This is a genomic window from Nonomuraea muscovyensis (assembly GCF_014207745.1).
Lineage (GTDB): Bacteria > Actinomycetota > Actinomycetes > Streptosporangiales > Streptosporangiaceae > Nonomuraea > Nonomuraea muscovyensis.
In genome coordinates this window covers 1,195,985-1,221,801 of sequence record NZ_JACHJB010000001.1, presented here as the reverse complement: position 1 = coordinate 1,221,801, position 25,817 = coordinate 1,195,985, and the positions used below count along the sequence as shown (strand labels likewise).

Annotated in this window: 21 protein-coding genes and 1 pseudogene; 9 read left to right on the top strand and 13 right to left on the bottom strand. The window is 70.0% G+C overall.

Annotation, left to right across the window (positions count from 1 at the left end; genetic code table 11):
* Positions 1-427: 427 nt before the first annotated feature.
* Entirely contained in the window at positions 428-1,123 is a 696-nt protein-coding gene (locus tag FHU36_RS05755) for a JAB domain-containing protein (RefSeq protein ID WP_185082747.1), read from the bottom strand.
* A 265-nt stretch (positions 1,124-1,388) separates the two neighbouring features.
* Here FHU36_RS05755 and FHU36_RS05750 point away from each other — a divergent pair, with 265 nt between their 5' ends.
* Entirely contained in the window at positions 1,389-3,122 is a 1,734-nt protein-coding gene (locus tag FHU36_RS05750; protein ID WP_185082746.1) for a pyruvate dehydrogenase, read from the top strand.
* A gap of 21 nt (positions 3,123-3,143) precedes the next feature.
* Here FHU36_RS05750 and FHU36_RS05745 read toward each other — a convergent pair whose 3' ends face one another.
* Positions 3,144-3,860 carry a GntR family transcriptional regulator gene (locus FHU36_RS05745; protein WP_185082745.1) on the bottom strand — a complete coding sequence of 239 codons (717 nt, stop codon included), beginning with the start codon at positions 3,858-3,860 and terminating at the stop codon, positions 3,144-3,146.
* 367 nt (positions 3,861-4,227) lie between these two features.
* Here FHU36_RS05745 and dapA point away from each other — a divergent pair, with 367 nt between their 5' ends.
* Both dapA and FHU36_RS05735 read left to right on the top strand, forming a co-directional pair.
* Positions 4,228-5,145, top strand: a complete 918-nt coding sequence (gene dapA / locus FHU36_RS05740) for a 4-hydroxy-tetrahydrodipicolinate synthase (protein WP_185082744.1) — start codon at positions 4,228-4,230, stop codon at positions 5,143-5,145.
* A gap of 54 nt (positions 5,146-5,199) precedes the next feature.
* Positions 5,200-6,885 carry a ribonuclease J gene (locus FHU36_RS05735; protein WP_185082743.1) on the top strand — a complete coding sequence of 562 codons (1,686 nt, stop codon included), beginning with the start codon at positions 5,200-5,202 and terminating at the stop codon, positions 6,883-6,885.
* A 241-nt stretch (positions 6,886-7,126) separates the two neighbouring features.
* Here the strand turns inward: FHU36_RS05735 and FHU36_RS05730 are convergent, their stop codons facing one another.
* The 4 genes and pseudogenes from FHU36_RS05730 to FHU36_RS05715 all read right to left on the bottom strand — a co-directional run.
* Positions 7,127-7,435: a GNAT family N-acetyltransferase gene (locus tag FHU36_RS05730; protein ID WP_185082742.1), complete on the bottom strand. Its 309-nt coding sequence runs from the start codon at positions 7,433-7,435 to the stop codon at positions 7,127-7,129.
* Positions 7,436-8,149: 714 nt separating this feature from the next.
* Positions 8,150-8,926, bottom strand: coding sequence for an ABC transporter permease (locus tag FHU36_RS05725; protein WP_185082741.1), 777 nt, complete (start codon positions 8,924-8,926; stop codon positions 8,150-8,152).
* 49 nt (positions 8,927-8,975) lie between these two features.
* Positions 8,976-9,740, bottom strand: a complete 765-nt coding sequence (locus FHU36_RS05720; RefSeq protein WP_185082740.1) for an ABC transporter permease — start codon at positions 9,738-9,740, stop codon at positions 8,976-8,978.
* Positions 9,741-9,805: 65 nt separating this feature from the next.
* Positions 9,806-10,459: pseudogene (locus tag FHU36_RS05715) on the bottom strand (ABC transporter ATP-binding protein); the annotation flags it as partial.
* A gap of 111 nt (positions 10,460-10,570) precedes the next feature.
* On the opposite strand from FHU36_RS05715, the gene FHU36_RS05710 reads away from it, so the two are divergent.
* Complete coding sequence (locus FHU36_RS05710) at positions 10,571-11,905, top strand: sensor histidine kinase (protein ID WP_185082738.1); 1,335 nt, start codon at positions 10,571-10,573, stop codon at positions 11,903-11,905.
* Positions 11,902-12,543, top strand: a complete 642-nt coding sequence (locus FHU36_RS05705; protein WP_185082737.1) for a response regulator — start codon at positions 11,902-11,904, stop codon at positions 12,541-12,543. The genes FHU36_RS05710 and FHU36_RS05705 overlap by 4 nt, the downstream gene beginning before the upstream one ends.
* A 20-nt stretch (positions 12,544-12,563) precedes the next feature.
* Here FHU36_RS05705 and FHU36_RS05700 read toward each other — a convergent pair whose 3' ends face one another.
* The gene (locus FHU36_RS05700) at positions 12,564-13,841 is read right to left on the bottom strand and encodes a hypothetical protein (RefSeq protein WP_185082736.1); all 1,278 of its coding nucleotides are present in this window, start codon (positions 13,839-13,841) and stop codon (positions 12,564-12,566) included.
* Between the two features lie 227 nt (positions 13,842-14,068).
* The gene (locus FHU36_RS05695; RefSeq protein ID WP_185082735.1) at positions 14,069-15,325 is read right to left on the bottom strand and encodes a glucarate dehydratase family protein; all 1,257 of its coding nucleotides are present in this window, start codon (positions 15,323-15,325) and stop codon (positions 14,069-14,071) included.
* A 102-nt stretch (positions 15,326-15,427) separates the two neighbouring features.
* Here FHU36_RS05695 and FHU36_RS05690 point away from each other — a divergent pair, with 102 nt between their 5' ends.
* Positions 15,428-16,903, top strand: a complete 1,476-nt coding sequence (locus tag FHU36_RS05690; RefSeq protein WP_185082734.1) for an aldehyde dehydrogenase (NADP(+)) — start codon at positions 15,428-15,430, stop codon at positions 16,901-16,903.
* 887 nt (positions 16,904-17,790) lie between these two features.
* Here FHU36_RS05690 and FHU36_RS05685 read toward each other — a convergent pair.
* The 5 genes from FHU36_RS05685 to FHU36_RS05665 all read right to left on the bottom strand — a co-directional run bounded on the left by FHU36_RS05685 (position 17,791) and on the right by FHU36_RS05665 (position 22,719).
* Positions 17,791-18,696 carry a 5-dehydro-4-deoxyglucarate dehydratase gene (locus tag FHU36_RS05685; protein WP_185082733.1) on the bottom strand — a complete coding sequence of 302 codons (906 nt, stop codon included), beginning with the start codon at positions 18,694-18,696 and terminating at the stop codon, positions 17,791-17,793.
* 12 nt (positions 18,697-18,708) lie between these two features.
* Positions 18,709-19,470 (bottom strand): IclR family transcriptional regulator, encoded by a 762-nt coding sequence (locus FHU36_RS05680; RefSeq protein WP_185082732.1) that lies wholly within the window; start codon positions 19,468-19,470, stop codon positions 18,709-18,711.
* 66 nt (positions 19,471-19,536) lie between these two features.
* A complete protein-coding gene (locus FHU36_RS05675; protein WP_185082731.1) occupies positions 19,537-20,400 on the bottom strand; it encodes a carbohydrate ABC transporter permease in 864 nt (287 codons plus the stop codon).
* Positions 20,397-21,407 (bottom strand): carbohydrate ABC transporter permease, encoded by a 1,011-nt coding sequence (locus tag FHU36_RS05670; protein WP_185082730.1) that lies wholly within the window; start codon positions 21,405-21,407, stop codon positions 20,397-20,399. Before FHU36_RS05670 ends, FHU36_RS05675 begins: the two co-directional genes overlap by 4 nt.
* A gap of 1 nt (position 21,408) precedes the next feature.
* Positions 21,409-22,719 carry an ABC transporter substrate-binding protein gene (locus FHU36_RS05665; RefSeq protein ID WP_185082729.1) on the bottom strand — a complete coding sequence of 437 codons (1,311 nt, stop codon included), beginning with the start codon at positions 22,717-22,719 and terminating at the stop codon, positions 21,409-21,411.
* 107 nt (positions 22,720-22,826) lie between these two features.
* Between FHU36_RS05665 and FHU36_RS05660 the strand changes: the two genes are divergently transcribed.
* The 3 genes from FHU36_RS05660 to FHU36_RS05650 all read left to right on the top strand — a co-directional run bounded on the left by FHU36_RS05660 (position 22,827) and on the right by FHU36_RS05650 (position 25,798).
* On the top strand, positions 22,827-23,648 hold the full coding sequence (locus tag FHU36_RS05660; protein ID WP_246501966.1) for an NAD-dependent epimerase/dehydratase family protein: 822 nt from the start codon (positions 22,827-22,829) through the stop codon (positions 23,646-23,648).
* 310 nt (positions 23,649-23,958) lie between these two features.
* Positions 23,959-24,936: a carbohydrate ABC transporter permease gene (locus FHU36_RS05655; RefSeq protein WP_185082728.1), complete on the top strand. Its 978-nt coding sequence runs from the start codon at positions 23,959-23,961 to the stop codon at positions 24,934-24,936.
* Entirely contained in the window at positions 24,920-25,798 is an 879-nt protein-coding gene (locus tag FHU36_RS05650) for a carbohydrate ABC transporter permease (protein WP_185082727.1), read from the top strand. The genes FHU36_RS05655 and FHU36_RS05650 overlap by 17 nt, the downstream gene beginning before the upstream one ends.
* The last annotated feature ends 19 nt before the right edge of the window (positions 25,799-25,817 follow it).

Here is a 25,817-nt window from a genome sequence, read left to right as displayed (position 1 = left end):
CGAGAACCCGGCAGCCACGGCACGGCGCCGACCCGGCCTGCTCGGGTGTCACCCGAGGCGCGGCGTGTAGGCAGAAGCCGCCCAGAGAGTCGCTCCAGGGCTCTGGGCATGCCGTCACGCTCCGCCGACGCGTGACGGCATGCCCAGAGGGCGCTACCCGGGGCCCTGGTGCCTTGAAGCCGCTCCGGCCTTTCGTCTGCCGCTGGGAGAGCCGGAGCAGCGGCCCTTCGCCGGCCCCCGGATACGCTCCCCGGGGGCCGGCGAAGGGCTGCGAAGGCAGGAGGGGACGTGGCCCCGCGCTCTCCGGGAGGCGCGGGACCACGCCCGGGTGTGCGTGTCGGCCCGGAACCTCCACCATGACCGACCCGCGGCAACAGGATGGCACGGTGCTCCGGCGTGACGCTGCCGTTCAGCGCTTTCGGCGGGATCATGGTGGTTGCTCCCGAGAGGCGATGGTGGTCCCGGACATGAGGGGGATGCGACGCCAGGCCGTGTCGGTGATGATCAGGTGGTCCAGGAAGCGCAGCCCGACCGTCTGGGCGGCCTCGGCGACGCGGGCCGTGGCGGTCAGGTCGTCGTCGCTCGGGTCGAGCGAGCCGCTCGGATGGTTGTGGGCGACGCCGAACGCCGTGCCGCCCGAGGTGAGGACCGAGGCGATGATCTCCCGGACCGGCACCGTGGTGTGATCGGCGCCGCCCTCGGTGAGGACCGTGCGTCTCAGCACCGCGCCGCGCGGGTCGCACACGACCAGCACCAGCCGCTCGCGCGAGTGGCCGCGCAGCAGCGGGGCGGCCACGGCGGCCAGGTCGGCGCTGCCCGTCACCCGGGGGCGTTCGGGCTCCGCCTGCGACCGCCGTACGAGATGGAAGGCCGCTGCCACCCGCGCGGCCTTGGCCGGGCCCACGCCCGGCACGGCGAGCAGTCGGTGCGGCTCCGAACGGGCCAGGCCGTCGAGATCGCCGCAGTGGTCGATCACCTGGGCCGCCAGGTCCATGGCGCTCGTGCCGCGGAACCCCGAACCGAGCAGCACGGCCAGCAGCTCGCGGTCGGCGAGCGCCGCGGCGCCGCTCGTCATGAGCCGCTCACGCGGGCGCTGGCCTCTGGGCAGGTCTTTGACTCGCACACCACGGTTGTATCAACGAGGACCGACAACCGTGCTCACGCAGCGGAGTCGAGGCCGTACGGGATGTGCGGTCGCAGTGGCTGCCGCAGCGACCGCCGCGCACGTGGGCCGGCGACGGGGGACTCATCCCGGTGCGATTCGTGACGGTGTGGTTTGTGGCGGTGTGGTTTGTGACGGGCGATTCGTGCTGCTGGATGAGTTGGGGCGGGCCGAGGCTGGGCACACGGACGAGGTATCACGACCGAGACCGAGGGGGGTCTGCGTCATGACGACAGTCGCCGAGCAGCTGGTCCGCACCCTGCGCGAGGCCGGTGTCCAGCGGATCTACGGGGTGGTGGGCGACAGTCTCAATCCCGTCGTCGACGCGATCCGCCGCACCGACGGCATCGGCTGGGTGCACGTACGGCACGAGGAGACCGCTGCCTTCGCCGCGGCGGCGGAGGCCCAGATCACCGGGCGGCTCGCCGTATGCGCCGGAAGCTGCGGCCCCGGCAACCTGCACCTGATCAACGGCCTGTACGACGCACACCGCAGCGGCGCCCCGGTGCTCGCCATCGCCTCACACATCCCCTCCGAGCAGATCGGCACCGGCTACTTCCAGGAGACCCACCCCGACCGGCTGTTCCTGGAGTGCAGCCACTTCTGCGAGCTGCTGTCCGGACCCGAGCAGATGCCCCGCATGCTGCGCATGGCCATGCAGACCGCGGTGGGACGCGGGGGAGTGTCGGTCATGGTCGTGCCGGGGGACGTCGCCGAGGAGGAGACGGACGGGCCCGCCGTCGCTCCCGTCCAGCTCGTCCAACCGTCGCCGGTGGTGCCCCGGGCCGAGCAGGTCGAGGCGCTGGCCCACGCGCTGAACGACGCCGAGAAGGTCATGCTGTTCTGCGGCGCGGGCTGCCGTGAGGCACATGCCGAGGTCATGGAGCTGGCCTCCCGGTTGCGGGCGCCCGTCGGGCACTCGCTCGGGGGCAAGGAGTGGATCCAGTACGACAATCCGTACGACGTCGGCATGAGCGGGCTGCTCGGCTACGGCGCCTGCTACGAGGCGATGCACGAGGCCGACCGGATCGTGCTGCTGGGCACCGACTTCCCGTACGACAACTTCCTGCCGCAGGCGCGCACCGTTCAGGTGGACATCGACCCGGCCCGGCTGGGCCGGCGCACCCCGCTCGACGTGGCCGTCCACGGAGACGTGGCGGCGACGATCCGCGCGGTCACGCCGCTGCTGCGCAGCCGGACCGACCGCTCGTACCTCGACCGCATGCTGCGGGAACACGCGCGCAAGCTGGAGCGCGTGGTCTCCGCCTACACGACCGACATCGAGAACCGCACGCCGATCCACCCCGAGTACGCCGCCGCGGTGCTCGACGACGTCGCGGCCGAGGACGCGGTGTTCACGGTGGACACCGGCATGGGGAACGTGTGGGCGGCGCGCTACCTCACCCCGAACGGCCGGCGCCGGGTGATCGGCTCGTTCCGCCACGGCAGCATGGCGAACGCCCTGCCGCACGCCATCGGGGCGCAGCTTGCCGCGCCCGGCCGGCAGGTGGTCTCGATCTCAGGTGACGGCGGGCTGTCCATGCTCATGGGCGACCTGCTCACGCTCGCGGTGTCGCGGATCCCGGTGAAAGTCGTGGTGTTCAACAACGCCTCGCTCGGCATGGTCAAGCTGGAGATGCTGGTCGCCGGGTTCCCGGACTTCGGCACCGACAACTCCCACGTCGACTACAGCGCGATCGCCGCAGCGTGCGGCATCCCCTCGGTGCGGGTGGAGAAGCCGGCCGAAGTACGTGCCGGGCTGGCCGAGGCGTTCGCACGTTCCGGGCCGGCTCTGGCGGAGCTCGTCACCGATCCGAACGCGCTGTCCATGCCGCCCAAGGTGACGGTGGCGCAGGTGCGCGGCTTCGCCCGGGCGATGGGCCGGACGGTCCTGGACGGAGGCGTCGGCAAGATGGCGCTCATGGCACGCAGCAACCTGCGCAACATCCCCCTTCCGTGAGCGTCGCCCGGCGGGGTCGTCTCACAGGGGCATGCTGTACGTGACCCGGAAACGATCTCCCGGGATGACGATGTCGCTCGTCTCGACCGGCCGGTCGCCCGCCCAGTGCGTGCGTTCGATGTGCAGGACGTGCACCCCCGCCGCCAGGTGCAGCGCGTCGATCTCCGCCGGGCGCGGCGGCCGGGTGTGGACGCTCTCGACGACCTCGGTGATCTTGATGCCGAGCGTGTGCATCCGCGCGACCAGACCGCGCCGCTCGTCCTCTCCGTGCGCGGCGAACTCCAGCGGCTCGTACGAGGTGGCGAGCTGGAGGGGTTTGCCGTCGCCGCGGAAGATGTAGTGGGTCCTGGTCAGCGTGGCCGAGCCGTCGACCTTCAGCCGTCTGCCGAGGTCAGGGCCCGCCTCGACGGGCTCGCTGTGCCAGTCCCATGTCACACGCCTGCCCTGCGCCTGCAGGTCGGCGGCGAACGGGGCGGGATGGTCGAGGAACCGCCACCGGTGCAGAGGCGCGAGGACGGGCCGGTCCCTGACGTAGTGGCCGGACCCGACGCGGCCGATGATGAGGCCCTCGCCCGCCAGGACGCGCAGGGCGTGCCGCGCCGCGGTCTCGCCGACCTGGTACTTGCGGGTCAGCTGCGCCCGGGAGGGGATGGGCGCGCCGGGGGGAAGGGTGCCGTCGATGATCTGCCGCCGGATGTCTTCGACGACGCGCAGGTAGACCGGATCTGAGGTGGCCACTAGTCCATCCCTGGGGGGTTCGTGTGAGGCGTTGCCCCATGTTGCCGTATTCGACAGGTAACCGACCGTCATCGAGCACGCTTGGAGCCCCAACTTTGCGGACCGGGAAAATCATCCGAGAAACCCTGTAACGCCGACGTAAGGGGCACCGATTAGCCGGTAGAGGTCGTCGATGTGTGTACCCCCGAGCACATATCGGCGGCCTCTTCCCATGCGCCCCCGACCGGTCACTCTCTGAAGCGCCCTTCCCGACAAGGCCGGACATGCCCTCAGATGGCATGGAACGGTGTGACATAGGACAGCCCCAAGCTGGCAAAGCGGGGTGGCGGCGTCCACCGGTTTGCGGAATCCAGGTAGCGTTCGCACTATGGCACCGCCAACTGGAACCACGGACGCACCCTTCGGCCGCATGCTGACCGCGATGGTCACGCCCTTCACCTCCGATGGCGCGGTCGACTATCCCGCCGTACGCCGGCTCGCCGCCTACCTCGTGGACGAGCAGCGCAACGACGGCCTTGTCGTGAGTGGGACGACCGGCGAGTCGCCCACCACCTCCGATGAGGAGAAGGAGCGCATCCTCGGCGCGGTGCTCGAAGCGGTCGGCGACCGCGCGACCGTGGTGGCCGGTGCCGGATCCAACGACACCCACCACAGTGTCCGGCTCGCCAAGGCGGCTGCCAGGGCCGGGGCGCACGGGCTGCTCGTGGTGACGCCTTACTACAACAAGCCCCCGCAGGAGGGGCTTTACCAGCACTTCACGGCGGTGGCCGACGCGACCGACCTGCCGGTGATGCTCTACGACATCCCCGGCCGCAGTGGCGTGCCGATCTCGACCACGACCCTGATCCGGCTGGCCCAGCACGAGCGGGTCGTGGCCGTGAAGGACGCCAAGGGCGACCTGTTCGCCGGCAGCCAGGTCATGTCGGCGACCGGCCTCGCCTTCTATTCCGGCGACGACCTGCTCAACCTGCCCTGGCTCTCGATCGGGGCGGCGGGGTTCGTCAGCGTCGTCGGCCACGTGGTCGGCGGCGAGCTGGCCCGCATGATCGACCTGTACCGGGACGGCGACGTGGCTCAGGCCCTCGCCGTACACCGTCAGCTCGCGCCCGTGGTCGAAGGGATCATGATGAGCGCGGGGGGCGCGATCATGGCGAAGGCCGCGCTGGGCATGGTGGGCATGCCCGTCGGACCGGTGCGGCTGCCGCTGGTGGCCGCGACAGATAAGCAAAACGCCGAGCTGCGTGCCTGCCTGGTAGCCGGCGGGGTGAAGTTGTCAGACGTATAGGAACGGGGAGGAACCGGGAGTTTTGAGAACACGATTTGACCACGGGGGGCGGGCATGAGCCATCCACATCCTGAACTGGGTCCCCCGCCGACACTTCCTGAGGGCGGCCTGCGCATCGTCGCGCTGGGCGGACTTGGCGAAATCGGCAGGAACATGGCCGTCTTCGAGTACGACGGCCGCCTGCTGATCGTCGACTGCGGGGTTCTGTTCCCCGAGCCGGACCAGCCGGGCGTCGACCTGATCCTGCCCGACTTCGAGTACATCAGGGACCGCCTCGACGACGTCGAGGCCGTGGTCCTGACACATGCGCACGAGGACCACATCGGCGCGGTCCCCTACCTGCTGCGTGAGCGGCGCAACATACCGCTCGTCGGCTCCAAGCTCACCCTCGCACTCATCGAGGCCAAGCTCACCGAGCACCGGATCCAGCCCACCAAGCTCCAGGTGGTCGAGGGGGAGCGGCACAGCTTCGGGCCGTTCGAATGTGAGTTCTTCGCAGTCAACCACTCGATCCCCGACGCGCTGGCGGTGGCGATCCGGACACCCGCCGGCATCGTGCTGCACACCGGTGACTTCCGGATGGACCAGTTGCCGAGCGACGGGCGTCTCACCGACCTGGGCGGGTTCGCCAGGCTCGGCAGCGAGGGCGTCGACCTGCTCATGTCCGACTCCACCAACGCCGAGGTGCCGGGCTTCGTCACCAGCGAACGCGAGATCGGGCCGGTCATCGACGAGGTCGTCCGGACCTCGGAGCAGCGGGTCATCGTGGCCAGCTTCGCCTCGCACGTGCACCGCATCCAGCAGGTCATGGACGCGGCGGCCCGGCACGGCCGCAAGGTCGCCCTGGTGGGCCGCTCGATGGTGCGCAACATGGGTGTGGCACGCGACCTCGGCTACCTCAAGGTGCCGCCGGGGCTGCTCGTAGACTCCCGAGACATCGAGGAGTGGCCGCCCCAGGACGTGGTGCTCGTCTGCACCGGCTCCCAGGGTGAGCCGATGGCCGCGCTGTCACGGATGGCCAACCGCGACCACCCCATCCGGATCGCCGAGGGCGACACCGTGCTGCTGGCCTCGTCGCTGGTGCCCGGCAACGAGACCGCCGTCAACAAGGTGATCAACGGCCTGACCCGCTGGGGCGCCCGGGTCGTGCACAAGGGCAACGCCAAGGTGCACGTCTCCGGTCACGCGGCGGCGGGAGAGCTGCTGTACGTCCTCAACCTGACGCGTCCGTCCAACTTCATGCCGGTACACGGGGAATGGCGGCACCTGCGGGCGCACGCCAAGCTCGCCGCGCTCACCGGCGTGCCGCAGGATCACATCGTCATCGCCGAGGATGGGGTCGTGGTCGACCTGGTGGACGGCCGAGCCAAGATCGTCGGTGCCGTCCACGCCGGCTACGTCTACGTTGACGGTTCGTCGGTCGGTGAGATCACCGACACGTCGCTGAAGGACCGAAGGATCCTCGGCGACGAGGGCTTCATCTCCGTCGTCATCGTGGTCGACTCCAACACCGGCAAGCTCACCGCAGGGCCGGAGATCCACGCCCGGGGCTCCGGGATCGACCCTGCGCAGTTCGACGAGTTCATCCCGCAGATCGAGAAGGCCCTGGAGGCCAAGGCGGCCGACGGGGTGGTCGACATGCAGGAGATCCGGCGGGTGGTCCGCCGCACGGTCGGGCGCTGGGTCAGCGACACGTACCGCCGCCGCCCGATGATCATCCCAGTGGTGGTCGAGGTCTGAGTCCCGCGCACGGTACGGCAGGCACTCCTGCCTGCCGTACCCACCGGTGTGCCAGACACCTGGCCTGCCGGTCCGCCCATCAGCACGGCAGGCACCCTCGCCTGCCGGTTCACACATCAGCACGGCAGGCACCCGGGCCCGCCCATCAGTACGGCAGGCACCCGGGCCCGCCCATCAGTACGGCAGGCCTTCCCGTCTGCCGTGCCGCCCGCGCCCGAGGGCGTCGGTGGGCCCCGGCGTCTCAGTCGGTGACCTGGCTCCTGCTCTGGTAGAGAAGGTCGGCGTATTCGGGGTGACGCTCGATCCAGGCCGCGTAGAAGGGGCAGGTGGCCAACACCCGCAGCCCCGACTTACGTGCGGCGTCCAGCGAGGTGCGCACCAAGGCCGAGCCGACGCCCTTGCCTTCGTGGGCGGGCCTGACTTCGGTGTGCACGAAAGCGATCAGCTCCGAGGTGAGGATGTACTCCGCGAAGCCAGCCACCTCGTCCTGGCCGTCCAGCCGGGCTTCGTAGCGGCGCGCCTCGGACGCGTTGGTGATATGTACCGTCATGTGCCCTCCCTGGCCTGATCGTAGTGTCCTTACGAGCGCGGGATGGCGGAGGCCCTGCCGAGATGGCAGGAGACCTGCGGGCAGGGCCTGCCTGGAGGGAAGATCATCGGTGGAGAGGGCAGAGGACTGTCAGGAGATCTCGCAGGAAGAACCCTGGCTGGGGAGCCTCCGACGAGTTCCGTTGGGCAGCCCGCCGGAAGAGCGTCGCTGGAGAACCCGCCCGGGACAGTCACGGAGAGGATGGCAAGAGGGGGTCTGCCACCAGCAGTATTGGCGAATGAGTTCCTAACAGGGACTGGGGTGTCGGTGGCACGGGCGTCGTCTGCCCGGTCGGCTTGACGTCCGGCGAGGCCTGAGCAGTGCCCTGACGGAAGATACCTGCGGCTTGAGGGCTCGCTGAGAGAACTTGAGGGCTCGCTGAGGGAAACGGTCCCGGTTGTGGCCAGGGATTTCGCCGGATGACGGCGAGGTTGTTCCGAGCGGCATCCCCGCTGAGCGTCGTCATTCGGTGGCACCCCGGGAGGAATCGGTGCTCGGTGCCGCACATCCTGCCGCTGCCGCACCCCTGCTGCTGCCGCACCCCGTGCCGCACAGCGGCCCGAGCCTGCAGGGCGAGAACGGGTCACTCTACTGGGCCGTCGCTGATGGGCCGATGGTGAGCGACTGATGGGCCACCCTGAAGGACCGCCTGGGCCAGAGGCGCCGGCAGTCGGCTCACGCGGCTCTCCGCCGCAGAAGTAACGTTCCGACGAACACCGGTACCGCCGCGTAGGCGGTCAGGACGGCGGCCGCCGCTGAAGGGGACAGCAGCGAGCCGTACACGGAGTTCGTGAGATCCGCTCCCGTGATCTGGCGGGGGAGTGCTCCGATCATGACCGAGCCGAGGCGCTCGCTCCACGGCTCGGGCAGGTTGCCGCAGATCATCGGGATCACGTAGGCAAGCCCGACGAGGGTCGCGACGGCGCCGGCCGTGGACCGCAGGATCGCGCCAACGCCAAGGCCCAGCAGCGCGAAGACCGGCACCGAGAGACTGGTGGTGACGAGCGTCGGGAGCCTTTCGAGAAACGGCGTCGCGTAGACGCCCGAGAACCGGTCACCGATCACAAAGCGACTCAGGGTGTAGGTGCCGAACACGGTGACCGTGCCCGCCAGCAGACCGAGCAGCCCCACGAGGACGGATTTCGCCGTGAGGACCGGCCATCGCCGGGGCACGACGGTGAAGCTGGTCCTGAGCATTCCGGTGGCGTGTTCGGAGGTGATGGCCAGGGCGCCCAGGATGCCCATGCAGAGCTGCGGCACGATCACCACCACCTCCTCGAGCTCCGCGACAGCCGCTCGCGCGCGCTGATGGGGTGGCGCGCTGTCGTACATGTCGGCGGCCGTCCACGCGATCGCCAGGCCGAGGAGGATGCCGCCCAGGCTGAGGGCAAGGTTGAGGTAGGTGGAGCGAACCGTACGGACCTTCAACCACTCCGAGGCAAGGATGTTCATGCGTCCCGCTTTCTGACACGGACCTCCAGCCATTGCAGACCGGCCACGGTCACGCGTCACGTTTTTTGAACAGGTAGAGGGCGACGGGCAGGGCCACGGCGGCGTAGGAGATCAGCACCGCCAAGGCGACCCAGGGTGGCAGGAGGCCGTCGCCCAGCCGCCGGGATAGTCGCTCGTCGGCGATCTGCGGCACCAGGTTGGGCAGCATGAAGGTGGCCACTCGGGTGTTCCACGGAGCCGGGAGATAGTTGGCGATGCCAGGGAGCACGAACAGCAACGAAACCACCGACACGATCCCTGCCGCCGTCGAGCGGGTGGCGCATCCCAGCCCCAGCCCCACCAGCGCCAGGACCGCCACCGACAGCCCGGAGGCCAGCAGCGTCGGCAGGTCGGCAGCAAGCGAGGACTGGTTGAACCCGAGAAGCCGGTCACCCGCGATCAGGCGACTCGTCACGTACGTGATCAGGAGGATGGCCACCGCTCCGGCGAAGGTGACCGCACCCACGACCGCAGCCTTGGCCGCGAAGAGCACGCCTCTTCTGGGGACGACGACGAGGCTGGAGCGCACCATGCCGGTGGCCTGCTCCGAGGTGATCGCCAGCACGCCTATCAGCGCCAGGCTCGTCTGGAGGAGCGGCAGGAATCCCTCCTCGGGCGCCGCCGCACGTATCGAACCGCGTTCGTCGGCCAGCCCGCCCACGTACAGCGTCCATACGGCGCCGAGGACCACCATGAGCGCGGCCACGCCCACCGCGCGATAAGTCGAGGTGACGGAGCGCAGCTTCAGCCATTCGGAGGACACGACGGCTCTCATCACGACGACACCCCGAACTGCACGCTGCTCGCGGTGAGCGCCATGTAGGCGTCTTCGAGGGTGGGATAGCGCGTGGTCAGCTCGGCGACGGTGGCCTCGATGATCAGCCTGCCGCGGCCCACGATGACGATACGCTCGGCCGTCAGGGCCATCTCGCTCATCAGGTGGCTGGACAGCAGGATCGTCCGGCCCTCTGCGGCGAGTGAGCGCATGAGATCGCGGATCCAGCGCACACCGTCGGGATCTAAGCCGTTGACCGGCTCGTCGAACATCAGCACCTTGGGGTCGCCCAGCAACGCGGCGGCGATGCCGAGGCGCTGTTTCATGCCGAGGGAGAAGCCGCCCACACGCTTGCGCGCCACGCCCGCCAGGCCGACCTGCTCGAGCACCTCGGCGACCCGCCGCGGGCCGATGTCGTTGGTGCGGGCCAGGCAGAGGAGATGGTCGTACGCGCTGCGCCCGCCGTGCACGGCATTGGCGTCGAGTAGCGCGCCCACCTCACGCATGGGCCTGGCCAGCGACGTGTACGGCCGGCCGTTGACCAGTGCCGTGCCGGAGGTGGGGGCGTCGAGGCCGAGGATGAGGCGCATGGTGGTGGACTTGCCGGCGCCGTTGGGCCCCAGAAATCCGGTCACATGCCCCGGCGCCACGGTGAAGGACAGGTCGTGCACGGCGCGAGTGTCGCCGTAGCGCTTGGTCAGGCGGTGGAGTTCGATCACGTTGAAAAGATGCGGCATGGCGGGCCACCGGCGCATCGGACCACGGTCCGAACCTCAAGGTCAGACCGTGGGCTGACGTGCCGGCCCCGCATCATTGGTTACGGTCTACGCGTGAACGAGCCGTACCCCCTCTTCGCCAGGCATCTCAGTCGTGGCCAGCTGGTCGCCTTGGACGTGCTGGCGGGGCTGGTGTTCTCGCTGCTGATACTCACCGCGGTCAGGCCCGTGGCGGGGCTGCCGCTGGGAAGTCTGGTCATCTCCCTCGGCCTGGGCCTGCCGCTGGCTCTGCGCAGGCTGTGGCCTGTTCCGATCTTCTGCGTCACGCTGGTGGCCTCGATTGCCGCCGTGGTGCTCGGCTCGGTCACCTTCGCCTATGTGGCGCCCGCATACGCGCTCTACATCGTCGCCCTGGCGGACGGGAGAGGCGCCTGGGTGCCGACCACGGCTATCGCGGGGCTAACTCTCATCACCGTGATCGGCCTGGTGACCATGGGTGGCTCCCCTCAGGGTGGCGCTCCCGTCTGGATGGCGGACCTGGATGTGCCACTTCTCGGCATCGCCGCGCTGGGAGGCGCATGGACGATCGGGCGGGCCGTCCGCGAACGACGGCTCTACGCCGCACGCGACGCCGACCGGCTGGCCGAGCAGGCAGTGACGGAGGAACGGTTACGCATTGCCCGCGAGCTCCACGACGTGGTCGCGCACAGTGTGGGGATGATCGCCGTCAAGGCGGGCGTGGCCAACCACGTTCTGCGCACCAGACCGGAGGAGGCGCACGACGCCCTGAGGGTCATCGAAACGGTGAGTCGAAGCGCGCTCGTGGAAATGCGCCAACTGCTTGGTGTGCTGCGTTCTGCCGATACCCCTGACCGAGGGCCGGCACCCGACCTCGACGGGATCTGGCAACTGGCTGAGCGGGCCCGGCTGGCGGGGGTGAAGGTGGAGCTCGACGTCAGGCTCACCCCTGACAATGACGGCCGAACTGGAGTACAGGATGGGGCCGTGAAGGCTGGAGTACGGGATGGGGGCGTGAAGGCTGGTCCTGGGCCAGATGGAGACGGCCCACGCGGGACGGGGAGCGGAGAGCGGGAGCGCGGGCGGCCCGAGGGAGAAGGCACGGGGCGCGGGCGGCGGGCAGGGGAGAGGCTGCCTGAGGGACTGGAGCTTTCGGTGTATCGGATCGTGCAGGAGGCGCTCACCAATGTGGTCAAACACGCGGCACCGGCACGGTGCCGGGTGTCCGTGGTGACCGATGCGCGGGAGGTGCGGATCGAGGTGACCGACGACGGGCCGGGACGGCGTACGACGCCTGCCACCGGCGCGGGCCACGGGTTGATCGGGATGCGCGAACGGGTCATGACGTTCGGCGGCGTCTTCGAGGCCGGCGCCCTGCCGGGTAGGGGATTTCGGGTGTCGGCGACGCTTCCCTACAGGGGCGTCTCGTGATCCGGGTGCTCGTCGTGGACGACCAGGCATTACTCAGAGGGAGCTTCAGGGTGCTGGTCGACTCCGAGCCCGATCTGACGGTCGTCGGCGAGGCCGGGACGGGCGCCGAGGCGGTGGACATCGCCTTGGAGGTGCGTCCCGACGTGGTGCTCATGGACGTCCGGATGCCGGAGATGGACGGGATCGAGGCCACCAGACGCATCGGCATGGCGTCGCGCGTCCTCATCGTGACCATGTTCGACCTCGACGCCTACGTCTACGACGCCCTCCGCGCGGGGGCCAGCGGGTTCCTGCTCAAGGACACTCCGCCGGCGGACCTGTTGGCCGGGATCCGGGTGGTGGCCCAAGGAGAGGCGTTGCTGGCTCCCACGGTGACGCGCAGGCTGATCGAGGAGTTCGCCCGCACTCCGGCCACGCCGGCGATACGAGGACTCGACGGAGTGACGGAGCGGGAGCGTGAGGTTCTCACCTTGATCGCTCGTGGGCTGTCCAACGCTGAGATCTCCGTCCACCTGCAGCTGAGTCTGGCGACGGTCAAGACTCACATCAGCCGCCTGCTGGCCAAGCTGGAGGCCAGGGACAGGGCCCAGTTGGTGATCGCCGCATACGAGGGCGGGTTGGTCTGTCCGGCGCGGTGACCCTGCCTGCTTGGGCACTGTCAGCGGGTGAGCCGGAGGGCTTCGGCCATGACCGTCAGGCGGCGCGGGGAGGCCAGGCCGGCGTGGTACAGGTGGAACTCCGCCGCGCCTGCCTTGGCGTACGTGTTGAGGAGGTCGGCGAGGGCGGGGGCGTCGGCCGGGCGCGGGGGGAGGCCCAGGACGTAGGCGCCCACGCGCTGGCCGGGGGCGCAGAGTTCGGCGAGGCGGGCCAGGCGGGCGGAGTCGGCGGCGGGGTCTCCCCAGCAGTTGGCCACCAGCACCTCGGCGCCGGGTTCGCCGTCCGGCAGCGGTGCGAAGGCGCCCACGGCCCATGGGTCCGGGTTGGCGTGCACGGTGATGGGGACGCGGGGTGCGGTGTCGCGGGCAACGGCGATGAGGTGGCTGCGCAGGGAGGCCGACAGGCCGACACGGGCGGCGCGCACCTCGTCGGCGAGAGGCCCGAGGGCGTCCTCGATGGAGACGGAAGGCGCCGCCAGGACGTCGGTAGCGGTGGAGGCTCGGGCGTCGGCAGGCGCAGAGGATTGGGCGTTGCCAGAGATGGGGGCTGTCGCTTGGGCGCTGGCAGGGGTTGTCGTTTCGGTGACGGGGGCCGTGGCCGCGGCGTCGGGGCGGGGGTCGGCTTCGGCGCGGGCGGAGTCGATGGCGGCTCGGACGCGGTCCCTGGTGCCGGACGGGTAGCGGTCGGCGCAGGCCGAGCAGAAGCAGAGCGACAGCAGGTCGGCGTCGGTGGCCGTCCAGTCGGCGCCGGACGTCTTCTCGTGGATGCTCTGGTGGCCGAACCCCATGGGCCCGCAAGCCTCGAGGATCAGCGCGTCCGGCCGGCCCACGGTGAGCACCTCGCGCACCAGTCGCTCGCAGTAGTCGACGACGTCGTCGAAGGCCGGGCAGAGGGCGTGCGGGTAGGGGTCGCCGAAGGCGTTACGCACCACCAGGTCGGGATGGGCGGCGCCGAGGGCGGAGTTGTGGGTGAGCACCGTCCAGGCGTGGACCTGCAGGCCTGCCGAGCGCAGCGCCTCACTGGCCCGCAGGTACGCGTCAGGGGCGGTCCAGGTGGGGGTGAGCGGCGCCAGCCGGCCCCAGGCTGAGGGGCGGACGGGAAGGTAGAAAGCCGCATGCGGGACGTCAAGCACCCGGTGGGACGGGTGGAAGGGGGTAGCCGCCCGGGTGGAGTGGTAGCTGGCGGCCAGCGCCACCGCCTCGACTCCCAGATCGGCGAGGCGCTGAGGGGCCGCGGGATCGCCGACGATGTCCCAGGGGTAGGCGTAGGCGACGTTCAACGGGACGGTCTCCTTGCGGGTGGAGGGAAGCTTGCCGTTGGTGCGGTGTTGGGGTTCAGGGACCCGATGGCGGGGTGTTCCGCGTTCGGGGACCGTAGGGCGTGGTAGGCGCCGGTGGTGCCAGTGGCGCCGGTGGTGCTGGGGTGCTGGGGTGCTCGTGTGGGGTGCTGCGGTGCCGGGGTGCTCGGTGTGGGGGTGCCCGGGGTTGGGTCAGGGAAGGGAGGCGGTCACCAGGAGGCTCGTCTCGTGGTGAAGGCGGGGTCGAAGCGTCGCATGTAGGTGGTGTCGTCGCGGCTGGTGATCCCGCAGGTCAGGTACTGCTCGTGCATCACGGCGAGGGCGTCGCGGTCGAGCTCCACGCCCAGGCCGTGGCCGGACGGCACGGGCACCGCGCCGTCGACGAAGCGCAGGCTGCCGGGAGCGACGACGTCCTGGCCGTTCTGCCAGGGGGTGTGCGTGTCGCAGGCGTGGGTGAGGTTCGGGGTGGCGGCGGCCAGGTGCGTCATCGCGGCCAGGCTGATGCCGAGGTGGGAGTTGGAGTGCATGGACAGTTCGAGGCCGAACGTGGCGCAGAGGGAGGCGACGTGTGCCGAGCGGACCAGTCCGCCCCAGTAGTGGTGGTCCAGCAGGAGCACCCGGATGGCCTGCTGGGCGATGGCCGGCGGCAGGTGCTCGCGGGTGACCACGCACATGTTGGTCGCCAGTGGCATCGGGACCTCGGCGGCCACCCGCGCCATGCCCGGGATGTCCGGGGTGGGGTCCTCCAGGTACTCCAGCTTGCCTTCGAGTTCGCGCCCGACCCGGATGGAGGTCTCGGGGGTCCAGGCGGCGTTCGGGTCGAGGCGCAGTGGCAGGCCGGGGAACGCCTCGTGCAGGGCCTCGATCGCCTCGATCTCCTGCTCGGGCGGGAAGACGCCGCCCTTCAGCTTGATCGAGGTGAAGCCGTACTCCTTGATCAGCAGCGCGGCCTGCGCGACCACGCCGGCCGGGTCGAGCGCCTCGCCGAACCGGTCGGGCTCCGCGCCGGGGTGGGCGGCCCACTTGTAGAAGAGGTACGCGCTGTACGGCACGGCGTCGCGCACCCGTCCGCCGAGCAGGTCGACCACCGGAACCCCGGCCGCCTTGCCGCGGATGTCGAGGCAGGCCACCTCGAACGCCGCGAACACCCGGTCGACGCTCTTCTCCTGGGTTGCCATACCGGTGAGGCCGTGCATGTCGGTGACCACGTCGCCGACGACGGCGCTGATCCGGGCGTACATCTCGTTGGTGGCGTGCACGTCCAGGCCGACGAGGACCTGCGCGCACTCGCGGACCTTGGTGAGGTGCTCAAGGTCGCCGTAGGTCTCGCCGAGCCCGCTGAGCCCCTCGTCTGTGATCACTTCGACGACCGTGCGCAGCGCCCACGGCTCGTGGACGCCGGCCGCGTTCAGCAGGGGCGGGTCGCGGAACGCGACGGGGGTGACCTCGATCTGCCGGATGATCATGTGATCGCCGTCCATATATGTGAACTAAGGCCAGATTTGTAGACAAGTGCGGCAACTGTAAGAATCGGTGGTGAAGGTGTCAAGACTCCGAAGGGCCAATCCATGATCTACGGATACGATCCCAGGACCGGTGAGACCGTGGGCGCCGCGCTGCCCGAGACCGATCACGACGGGGTCGACAAGATCGTCTCAGCCGCGGCCGCCGCCGGCGCCGTCTGGCGTGCCACCCCCGCCGCAGAGCGGGCGGTCGCGCTGGAGGCCGTCGCCGACGCGTTGGCGGCGCACGTGGACGAGCTGTGGCGGATCGCCGACCAGGAGACCGCCCTCGGTGAGGTACGGCTGCGCGGTGAGGTGGCCCGCACGGCCGGCCAGTTCAGGCTCTTCGCGCAGGTGATCAGGGACGGCGGCTACCTCGACGCCATCGTCGACCACGCCGACCCTTCGGCCACCCCGCCGAGGCCCGACGTGCGCCGGATGAAGCACGCGCTGCAGGGGGTCGTCGCGGTCTTCTCGGCGAGCAACTTCCCGTTCGCGTTCTCCGTGGCCGGCGGCGACACGGCCTCCGCGCTGGCCGCAGGCTGCCCCGTGGTGGTCAAGGCCCACCCAGGTCACCCCAACACCTCCGAGCGTGTCGCCCAGATCGTCCGCGGCGCCCTGCCGCAGCCGGAACTGCTCGGGCTGGTGCAGGGCATGCAGGCCGGGGTCGACCTGGTGCAGCACCCCACGGTGGTGGCGGCAGGGTTCACCGGTTCCGTGGCGGGCGGCAAGGCGATCCAGGCGCTGATCGACCAGCGGGAGGTGCCGATCCCGTTCTTCGGCGAGCTGGGCAGCGTCAACCCGGTCGTCGTGCTGCCGTCCGCGCCGAAAGCCGAGGTGGCGGCGGGGTTCGCCGGATCGCTGACGCTCGGGGTGGGGCAGTTCTGCACGAACCCCGGCCTGATGTTCGTGCCGGACGACGACGAGCTGCGCAAGGCGCTGACCGCGGCGGTCGAGGGCACCACGGGCGGCCCGATGCTCGCCGAGCGGATCCGCGACGGCTACCTGGGCGGGCTGGACCGGCTCGGGGAGCTCACCGTGCTGGCCGAGGGCAAGCCGGGGGAGGGCAGCTGGGCGGTGACGCCCAAGGTGTTCACCACGGACCTGGAGTCGTTCGAGCGGGGGCTGCCGCGGATCGCCGAGGAGTGCTTCGGGCCCGCGTCCATCGTGGTGACCTACCAGGACGTCGCGGACCTGCCGGCCGTGCTGGAGCGGCTGGAAGGGTCGCTGACGGCGACCGTCCACTCGGCCGACCCGCGTGAGGCGGAGCAGGTGGCTGACGTGCTCGGGCGCAAGGCCGGGCGGCTGATCTGGAACGGGTGGCCGACCGGAGTGGCCGTGTGCTGGGCTATGCACCACGGCGGGCCGTGGCCCGCGTCCACCGCGCCTGCGCACACGTCCGTGGGGGCGACGGCCATCGACCGTTGGCTGGCGCCGCGGGCCTACCAGGACTGGCCGGAGGAACTGCTGCCGGACGCGCTGAAGGACGCCAACCCGCTGGGCGTCCCGCAGCGCGTCGACGGGACTCTGACCCTGTCCTGAGCAGGCCCTGACCGCTCCTACGACCCCCGCCGCGAGCTTTGCGGCGGGGGTCGTGTCGTGGGAAGGGCGCGGCACGGCTTGGGAACTGGTGGTTGCCGCGGGAGGGCGCGAGGGCGCGAGGGCAGTGGGGCTGTCGACTGTTGGGGATGCCAGGGCTGGCGCCGGGTGTCGATGGGGTCGCCTCGCGCGGCGCGGGGTTGTGGGGGCGGTGAAGGCCGGGCGGGCGCGGGTTGTGGGTTGTGGGGGCGGTAAAGGTCGGGGCGGGCGCGGGTGGTGGGGACCGGTGGAGAGCGGGACGGGTGCCGGTTGTGAGTAAGGGGAGCTGTCGGGCTGGCGTAAGTCATTGTGGGTTGGGGGGCGGTGGGTGCCGCGCGGGGCACGGCAGGTGGCCAGGGCGGGTGCCGGGGCGGGGCGGTGGGAGGCGGAAGCGGGCGCGGCGTTGGGAACGGGGGCTGCCGGCGCTCTGGGGGCGAGACTGTGGGCTGGGAGAGATCAGGGCGGGGCGCGGCCACGGGAGGCGAGCTGCGGGGGTGTGGGGCCGTCTGGGATGGAACGCCTGGGAGGGAGCGCCTGGGGACTGGGAGGGCTCATAGGTGGCCTGCCCAGCGCCCGGGACGGACACGGCTGGGAGTCACGTACGGACTGCCCAGGTGTGTCCTGCCCAGGGACGGACGGGGCCGATGGGAGGGGCCGGGAGCTGGGTGAACTGTCCGGGTGCTTGGGATGGCGGGGTTGGCCGTGGGGGCTGGGGGTTGGGTGTGCTGAGGGCGGGCGGGGAGGGGCTGGATGTTTCGATGTGCTGGGGCTGGAAGGTCCCGGCGCGGGGATGGAAGGTCGCGGTGGGGGTGGTCGGTCGCTGGTGTTCGGCCGGCCCGGGTCTCCGGGTTTCAGGAGACGGCGATTTCCAGGCCCGCTGTGATGATCTTCTCCAGGCGGGCCACGTGCTCGGGTGACGGGTCGAGCAGCGGCGGCCGTACCCCGCCCACCTCCAGCCCGCGTAACCGCACCCCCGCCTTCACCAGCGACACCGCGTACCCCGGCACCAGGTCCCGCAGCTCCACCAGCGGCATGAAGAACCCGGTGAGCAGCCGCCGCGTCAGCTCCTCGTCCCCGCCCGTCACCGCCCGGTGGAAGGCGAGCGCGACCTCCGGGGCGAAGGCGAAGGCGGCGCTGGAGTAGAGGCGCACCCCGAGCCCCCGGTAGGCGGGCACGGTGAGCTCAGCCGTCGGCAGCCCGTTGAAGAACGTGAACGGCCGGTCCGTGGCCTGCCGCACGGTGAGGATGATGCGCTGGAGCAGGTCGAAGTCGCCCAGCCCGTCCTTGAACCCGATCACGTTCTGCGCCTGCGCCAGCTCGGCGACCGCGGCGGGGGAGAAGCGGGCGGTGCCCCGCTGGTAGATGATGACGGGCAGGCCGCCCGCCTCGCTCACCTCCAGCACATAGCGGACCAGCCCGCCGGCGGGGGCGGTGACCAGGTAGGGCGGCATGAGCAGCAGCCCGTCGGCGCCGTTGGCGGCGGCGGCGCGGGCGACGGCGCGGGCGGCGGGCAGCGTGCCGCCCGCCCCGGCGAAGACCGGCACCCGTCCTGCCGTGGCGGCGACGCTCGCGGTCACGGCCTCGGTGTAGTCGTCGAGGTCGAGGGCGTTGAACTCGCCCGTGCCGCACGCGGTGAACACCCCTCCGGCCCCGGCCGCGACCCCGCGGGCGACGTGTTCGGCGAGCACCTCGCCGGCGACGGCCCCGTCGAGGCCGAAGGGGGTCACGGGGAAGAAGAGAACGCCGTCCAGGCGCATGAACAGTCCTTTCTAGCGGATGCCCTCCCGCCGGAGGACGGCAGCGAGCTTGCGGGTGTGGGTGACCATCGCTTCGGTGATCTGCTGGACGTGGGCGGGACCGAGCTCGGCCGGCATCGAGCAGCTGATCGCGTCGGTGGCGGGGATCCGGTAGTCGACGGCCACGGCCACGCAGGAGACGCCGGGGGTGCCCTGCTCGCGTTCGTAGGCCCAGCCGCGGGTGCGGACCTGGTCGAGCTCGCCGGTGAGCTTCACCAGGTCGGTGATCGTGTGCTCGGTCATGGCCGCCAGCGGGCCGGGCAGCACGGCCGCCACCTCGTCGTCGGTGAGCTGCGCGAGCAGCGCCTGCCCGAGCGCGGTGACGTGCGCGGGCAGCCGCCTGCCCACCCGCGGGATGACGTGGTGCGCGTCGCGTGACTCCCGCGTGGCCAGGTAGAGGACGTGGCCCTCGTCGCGGCGGGCGAAGTGGACGGTGTGCCCGATCTCGTCGCGCAGGTCCTCCAGGGCCTGCTGCGCGAACGGCAGGGCGCGGTCCTTGTCCAGGTAGGCGGTGCCGGTCAGCAGGGCGTGCGGTCCGATGCCGAACCCGCCCTTGGCGGAGTCGGTCTCCACCCACTTGAGCTCGACCAGCGTGCGCATCAGGGCGTGCAGGCTGCTGCGCGGGAAGCCCGTGCGCTGTTGCAGCTGTGACAGCGTCAGCGCCTCCGGGGAGGCGGCCAGGGCCTCGAGGATGCGAACCGTCCGCTCGGCGGACTTGACCAGCTGCGGCTCCATGCCCATCCCCTCTCGACGAGTGCTCGGGGTGTCAGCATATGGGATCACGTCCACGTACATGAACGCTTATCCCTTGACCGCACCGCTCGTGAGCCCGCGCATGAACTGCCGCTGGAAGGCCAGGAACGCGATGATCGACGGCAGGAGCGCCAGCAGCGAGGCGGCGAGCAGCACGCCGATCCCGACCTCCTCGTCCGAGCGCAGCGAGCGCAGGGCGATGGGCAGGGTCCACATGTCCGGCTCGGTGGCCACGATGAGGGGCAGCAGGTACTGGTCCCAGATCATGGTGAAGCCGAAGACGCCGATCACGCCGAGCGCCGGCCGGCACAGCGGCAGGATGATGGTGAAGAACGTGCGCAGCTCGCCCGCTCCGTCGATGCGTGCCGCCTCCTCCAGCTCGACCGGCACCTCCTTCATGAACTCGGTCATGACGAGGATCGAGAACCCCCAGGCGCCCACGGGCAGGATCATGCCCGCGTACGTGCCGATCAGGTCGAGGTTGAGCAGGGGCAGGTCGGCGAGCACCAGGGAGAGCGGGATGGCGATGATCTCCTCGGGCAGCATCATGGTCGCCAGCATGATCAGCATCACGACCGTCATGCCCCGGAACTTCTTGCGCGCCAGCGCGTAGGCGGCGAAGACGCTCACCAGCATCTGCAGCAGCAGCCCGAAGCCGACCACCACGAAGGAGTTGAGCAGATAGGTGTAGACGTTCTTGTCGGCGGCCTGGACGAAGTTGGTGAGGGTGAAGGCGTCCGGCCACAGCGTGAAGCTCGTCGGGTCGAGTGTCTTGCCGAAGGCGCTGACCAGCAGCCCGATGAGCGGGCCGGTGAAGACCACGATCATGGCCGTGTAGACCAGGACCTTGAGCGCGGTCGCCACCGGCCCGCGCCTGGCCTCCAGCCCGAGCGCGCTGTCGAATCTCCTCATGCCGCCTGCCTCCTGCGCATGACCTGGACCAGCAGGGTGAGCAGCAGGGTCGCCACGAACAGCACGATCCCGCCGGCGGCCGCGATGCCCAGCTCTCCCTTCTGGAACCCGAGCTTGTAGATCAGCGTCATCAGCACCTCGGACGAGCCGTTCGGCCCGCCGTTGGTGAGCACGTACACCTCGACGAACACCCGCAGCCCCCGGATGGCGGCCAGGGTGAACAGGATCCAGAACACCGGCCGCAGCGCGGGCAGCGTGATGTGCCGCAGCCGGTGCCAGGTGGACGCGCCGTCCACGGCGGCCGCCTCGTACAGCGTGCGGTCCACGCCGACCAGCCCCGCCAGGAAGATCATCATGTCGTACGGGGTGCCGCGCCAGATGCTCATTCCCATGATCGACAGCAGCGAGGAGTCCTCGCTGGCCAGGAAGGGCTGCGGGGCGACGCCCGCCCAGCCCAGGATCGAGTTGATCATGCCGCTGTCGGCGGGGTGGTACATGATCCGCCACACCTCGGCGACGACCGCCATCGTGGTCACGACCGGCAGGAACGCCGCCGTCCTGACGAACCACAGGTAGCGGGCCGGGCCCTCGATGAGCAGCGCGAGCAACAGGCCCAGCACGATCGAGCCGAGCGTGGTGCCGACGGCCAGCACGACGCTGTGCCAGATCGCCTCGGTGAAGGCCTCGTCGGTGAGGATCCGGCTGTAGTTGTCCAGGCCCACGAACCGGTCGCCGGCGTAGCGGACCTCGAGGAAGCTCATCCGCAGGCCCTCGAACATGGGGATGAACTTGAAGTACAGGAACAGCACCAGGGCCGGGGCGAGGAACGCCCAGGCGATCAGCGTCCCCCGCCGCCGCGCCCGGCGGGGGCGGCGGCCGGTGGGCGCCGGGGCGGCGCTCTCCCGCGTCCGTGCGGCAGCCGGGGAGGGGGACGGGGTGGGGGCCGGCGCCGCGGTCAGGCCGTGCCTGCCTCCCGTGCCTCCTTCCCGTGCGCTGCCGGCCGCCATGTCAGGAGGCCTTCTGCGACTGGAGCTCCGCCGTCAGCTTCGTGTGGAGATCCGCCATCGCCGCCTTGACGTCGGCGGAGCAGTCGGCCCACACGGCGTTGATGGTGTCGGCGGAGGTCTGGCGGATCGGCGCCCAGTTGGGCACCGGCGGCGAGTACACCGCGTGGTCGTAGGATTCCTGGAACACCTTCCAGCGTGGGTCCGTCCGCTCGGCGGCCATGTCGACCTGGCTGTTGACCGGCAGCCGGACGATGGCGCCGTCGGCGTCCTTGTTCATGCCGATCCGCTGGCCGTCGGGGGAGGCGGCATACTCGGCGAACTTCTGCTGGCCCGCCTCGTTGTCCGAGCCGGCCATCAGGTAGACGTTCTCGCCCTCCCCGAGGGTGCCGGGGCCGCCGGACGGGCCCTTGGGCACCGGGAGGACCTCGATCTTGTCGGTCCCGACGCTCTTGACGAACCTCGCCAGCACGTACGGGCCCACGAGGTAGATGCCGCCCTGGCCCTTCTCGAACACCTCGTGGGTGACGGTCGTGTCGTTGCTGACCGCGCCCGGGTTGACCGTCTTGGTCGTGCAGAACTGGTCCTGCAGGTACTGGACGGCCTCGACGGTCTTCGGGTCGCCGACCGTGGAGGTGAACGTCCCGCCGCCGCCTGCCGTGACGAAGTCGCCGCCGTTGGCGTAGATCATCGAGGACGCGTACCAAGAGGCGTACCCGCGCTTGGTGCCGGCCGGGATGACGAAGCCGGCGGTGTCCTTCTCGCCGTTGCCGTCGGGGTCCTTGTCGGTGAACGCCTGGGCCAGCTTGGTCAGGTCGTCCCAGGTGGCGGGCGGCTCCATGCCGACCTTCTCGCGCCAGTCCCTGCGGACGACGAGCGCGAAGGCCTGCGCGGAGAACGGGACGGCGTAGTACTTGCCGTCGCCGCCCTGCGCGGCCTTCCAGGCCAGCTCCGAGAGCTGGTCGCCGCCGGCGACCTTGGCCTTGTCGACCTCGCGGATCCAGCCCTGGGTGTTCATGTTGCCGAGCTGGGCGGTGTCGTTGATGACGATGTCGGGCAGCCGGCGCTGTGCGGCCTGCTGCTGCAGTTTGGTCTCGAAGTCGTCGAAGATCGCGACCACCTTGGTCTTGATCCCGCTGGCCTTGGTGAATCCCTCGGCCAGTTTCACGGCCGTCTTGGCGGAGGCGGACTCAGGCGCCTGCCTGATCCAGATCTCCAACGCGTCGTCACTCGATCCTGATCCCCCGGAGCCGCAGCCCGTCAGCGTGACGGCGAGGGCCGCGGTGAGCGCGGCTCCCAGCAGCTGGCGTGACATAGACCGCCTCCTGTTCACATCCTTGGACAGCAATCGCGCACCTGTCATCGGTTCATGTGAACGTAACGAGTGACACAGATCACGGTCAATATTCAAGGATGTGAATCTTGGACAGCTTTGTGTACAAGGGGACCATGCGCATTCTCATGACAGGTGCCGCCGGCAAGGTCGGCACGCTCATGCGTCCCCGCCTCGCTCGCGAGGGCCGCACGCTTCGCCTGTCCGACCTCGTGCCGCTGGACCCGGGTCCCGGCGAGGAGGCCGTGACGGCCGACGTCGCCGACGAGGCGGCCATGGCCGAGGCGATGAAGGGTGTCGACGCGGTGATCCACCTCGGCGGCCAGAGCCGGGAACGCCCGTGGGCCGACATCGTCCACGCCAACATCAACGGCACCCAGGTCCTGCTGGAGGCGGCCCGCAGGGAGGGGGTGCGGCAGGTCGTGCTGATGGGCAGCCACCACGCCGCGGGCTTCCACACCCGGCCCTCCGATGGTGCGGACCTGCCCGACTACGCCTTCCCCCGGCCCGACTCCTACTACGGCGTGAGCAAGGTCGTGATGGAGGCGCTGGGCAGCCTCTACCACGACCGGTTCGGCATGAACGTGACCGTGGTCCGCCTGGGCACCTGCAACGAGGCCTCAGCGGACACGCGCGGCCTGGCCACCTGGATCTCGCCCGCCGACTGCGCCCGCCTGCTGGAGGCGGCGCTCGTCGCGCCCGGCTACCACGTCGTCTGGGGCGTCTCCGACAACCGGCGCCGCTGGTGGTCGCTCGACGAGGCGCGGGCCATCGGCTACGTCTCGCGCGACGACTCCGAGTCGTACGCCGCCCGGATCATCGCCGAGCAGGGCGAACCCGACCTGAGCGAGCCGCTGCACGACCGCGCCGGAGGCGTGTTCACACTCAACGAGCTGGGCGGCATCTGGTAGGGCCGGCGACCGGCCGGGCAGGGGGCACGGCTCCCTGCCGCACGGCCCCGGGCGACCGCTGGTAGACAGCATGGCCACGCATGATCAGAAATGCAACCGGTTGTAGTGCTTCCCTGGCCAGCATCAAAATGTTAACGAACGGCTTCGTTCGTCCAACCCCCGGTGAGCTGCGGTTTTGCAGTTAACGATATATCGGTAACGGGTTTGTAACGCCTGCAAAGGGTTGACGAAACTTTTGGCGTCCCTATAGGAAGGCGCTATCCAATCCCGCCGTGCCGGGGAGGCCCTGGAATGAGGGATGCATGAATCCATGTCTGATTCGGTTTCCGTAACCCCGGAGCGGGTGCTCGCGAGCATCCCGCCGCAGCCGGGAGGCCGCCGTCGCGCGTCGCGCGTGAGCCCTCACCGGAAGCGTGAGGCCCGTACGGCCTACGTCTTTCTCGCGCCCTGGTTCCTGGGGCTGTTCGCGATCACCGTGGGGCCCATCCTGGCCTCGCTGTACCTGTCGTTCACCGACTTCAGCCTCCTGGAGGAGGGCAGCTGGGTCGGGCTCGACAACTACACGAAGATGTTCACCGAGGACACGAGGTTCATCACCTCGCTGAAGGTGACGACGATCTACGTGGTCGTGTCGGTGCCGCTGCAGCTCGCCTTCGCCCTGGGCCTCGCCCTGGCGCTGGACCGGGGACTGCGCGGGCTGCCGTTCTACCGCTCGGTCTACTACCTGCCCTCGCTGCTCGGCGGCAGCGTGGCCATCGCCATCCTGTGGCGCAAGCTCTTCGGCGCCGACGGCCTGGTCAACTCGTTGCTGGCCCTGGTCGGCATCGACGGCCCCGGCTGGGTCTCCGACCCCGACACCGCGCTCGGCACACTGATCCTCCTGCACGTGTGGACGTTCGGCGCGCCCATGGTCATCTTCCTCGCCGGCCTGCGGCAGATCCCGCAGAGCTACTACGAGGCCGCGTCGGTCGACGGGGCCACCCGCTGGCGCCAGTTCCGCTCGATCACCCTGCCGCTGCTGACGCCGATCATCTTCTTCAACCTCGTGCTCGAAGTGATCAAGTCCTTCCAGTCGTTCACGCAGTCGTTCATCGTGAGCGGCGGCAACGGCGGGCCGGTCGACTCCACGCTCTTCTACACGCTCTACCTCTACCTCAAGGGCTTCAAGAGCTACGAGATGGGCTACGCGGCCGCCATGGCCTGGGTCCTCCTGCTCATCATCGCCGGTCTGACCGGCGTGAATTTCCTCGCGTCGAAGTATTGGGTCTTCTATGGCGACACGAAGTAACGCGGGCGGCGACACCGTGCCGTTCCTGTTCCGCCCGAGGCGCGGCGGCAGGCTGCTGAAGCACGTCCTCCTGCTGGGCTTCGGCCTGCTGATGCTCTACCCGCTGCTGTGGATGGTGTCGAGCTCGATCAAGCCGGAGGAGATCATCTTCCGCGAGCCGGGCCTGTGGCCGAGCGAGGTCACCCTGGAGAACTACGCCGAGGGCTGGACCGCGCTGAAGCACTCCTTCGGCTACTACCTGTGGAACTCCGCGGTGATCACGGGACTGAGCGTGGTGGCCAACCTGGTCGCCTGCTCGCTGGCCGCCTACGCCTTCGCGCGGCTCAACTTCCCGCTGAAGAAGCTGTGGTTCGCGATCATGCTGGGCTCGATCATGCTGCCGCACCACGTGACCGTCGTGCCGCAGTACATCGTGTTCTCCAACCTCGACTGGATCAACACGATCTGGCCGCTGGTCGTGCCCAAGTTCCTGGCGACGGACGCCTTCTTCATCTTCCTCATGGTGCAGTTCATCCGCACCCTGCCGCGGGAGCTGGACGAGGCCGCCGCCATCGACGGCGCGGGCTACTGGCGGGTCTTCCTCCAGGTGATCCTGCCGCTGTGCATGCCCGCCCTCGCCACCACCGGCATCTTCACCTTCATCTGGACGTGGAACGACTTCTTCAGCCAGAACCTGTACCTGACCAACAGTGACAACCTCACGGTGGCCGTCGCGCTGCGCCAGTTCCTGGACTCCAGCGGAGAGTCGTCGTGGGGCCCGATGTTCGCGATGTCGATCGTGTCGCTCGGCCCGATCTTCGGCTTCTTCCTGGCCGGCCAGAAGTACCTGATCCGCGGTGTGGCTACCACCGGTCTGAAGTAGCCCTCTTCACCCCCCGCAA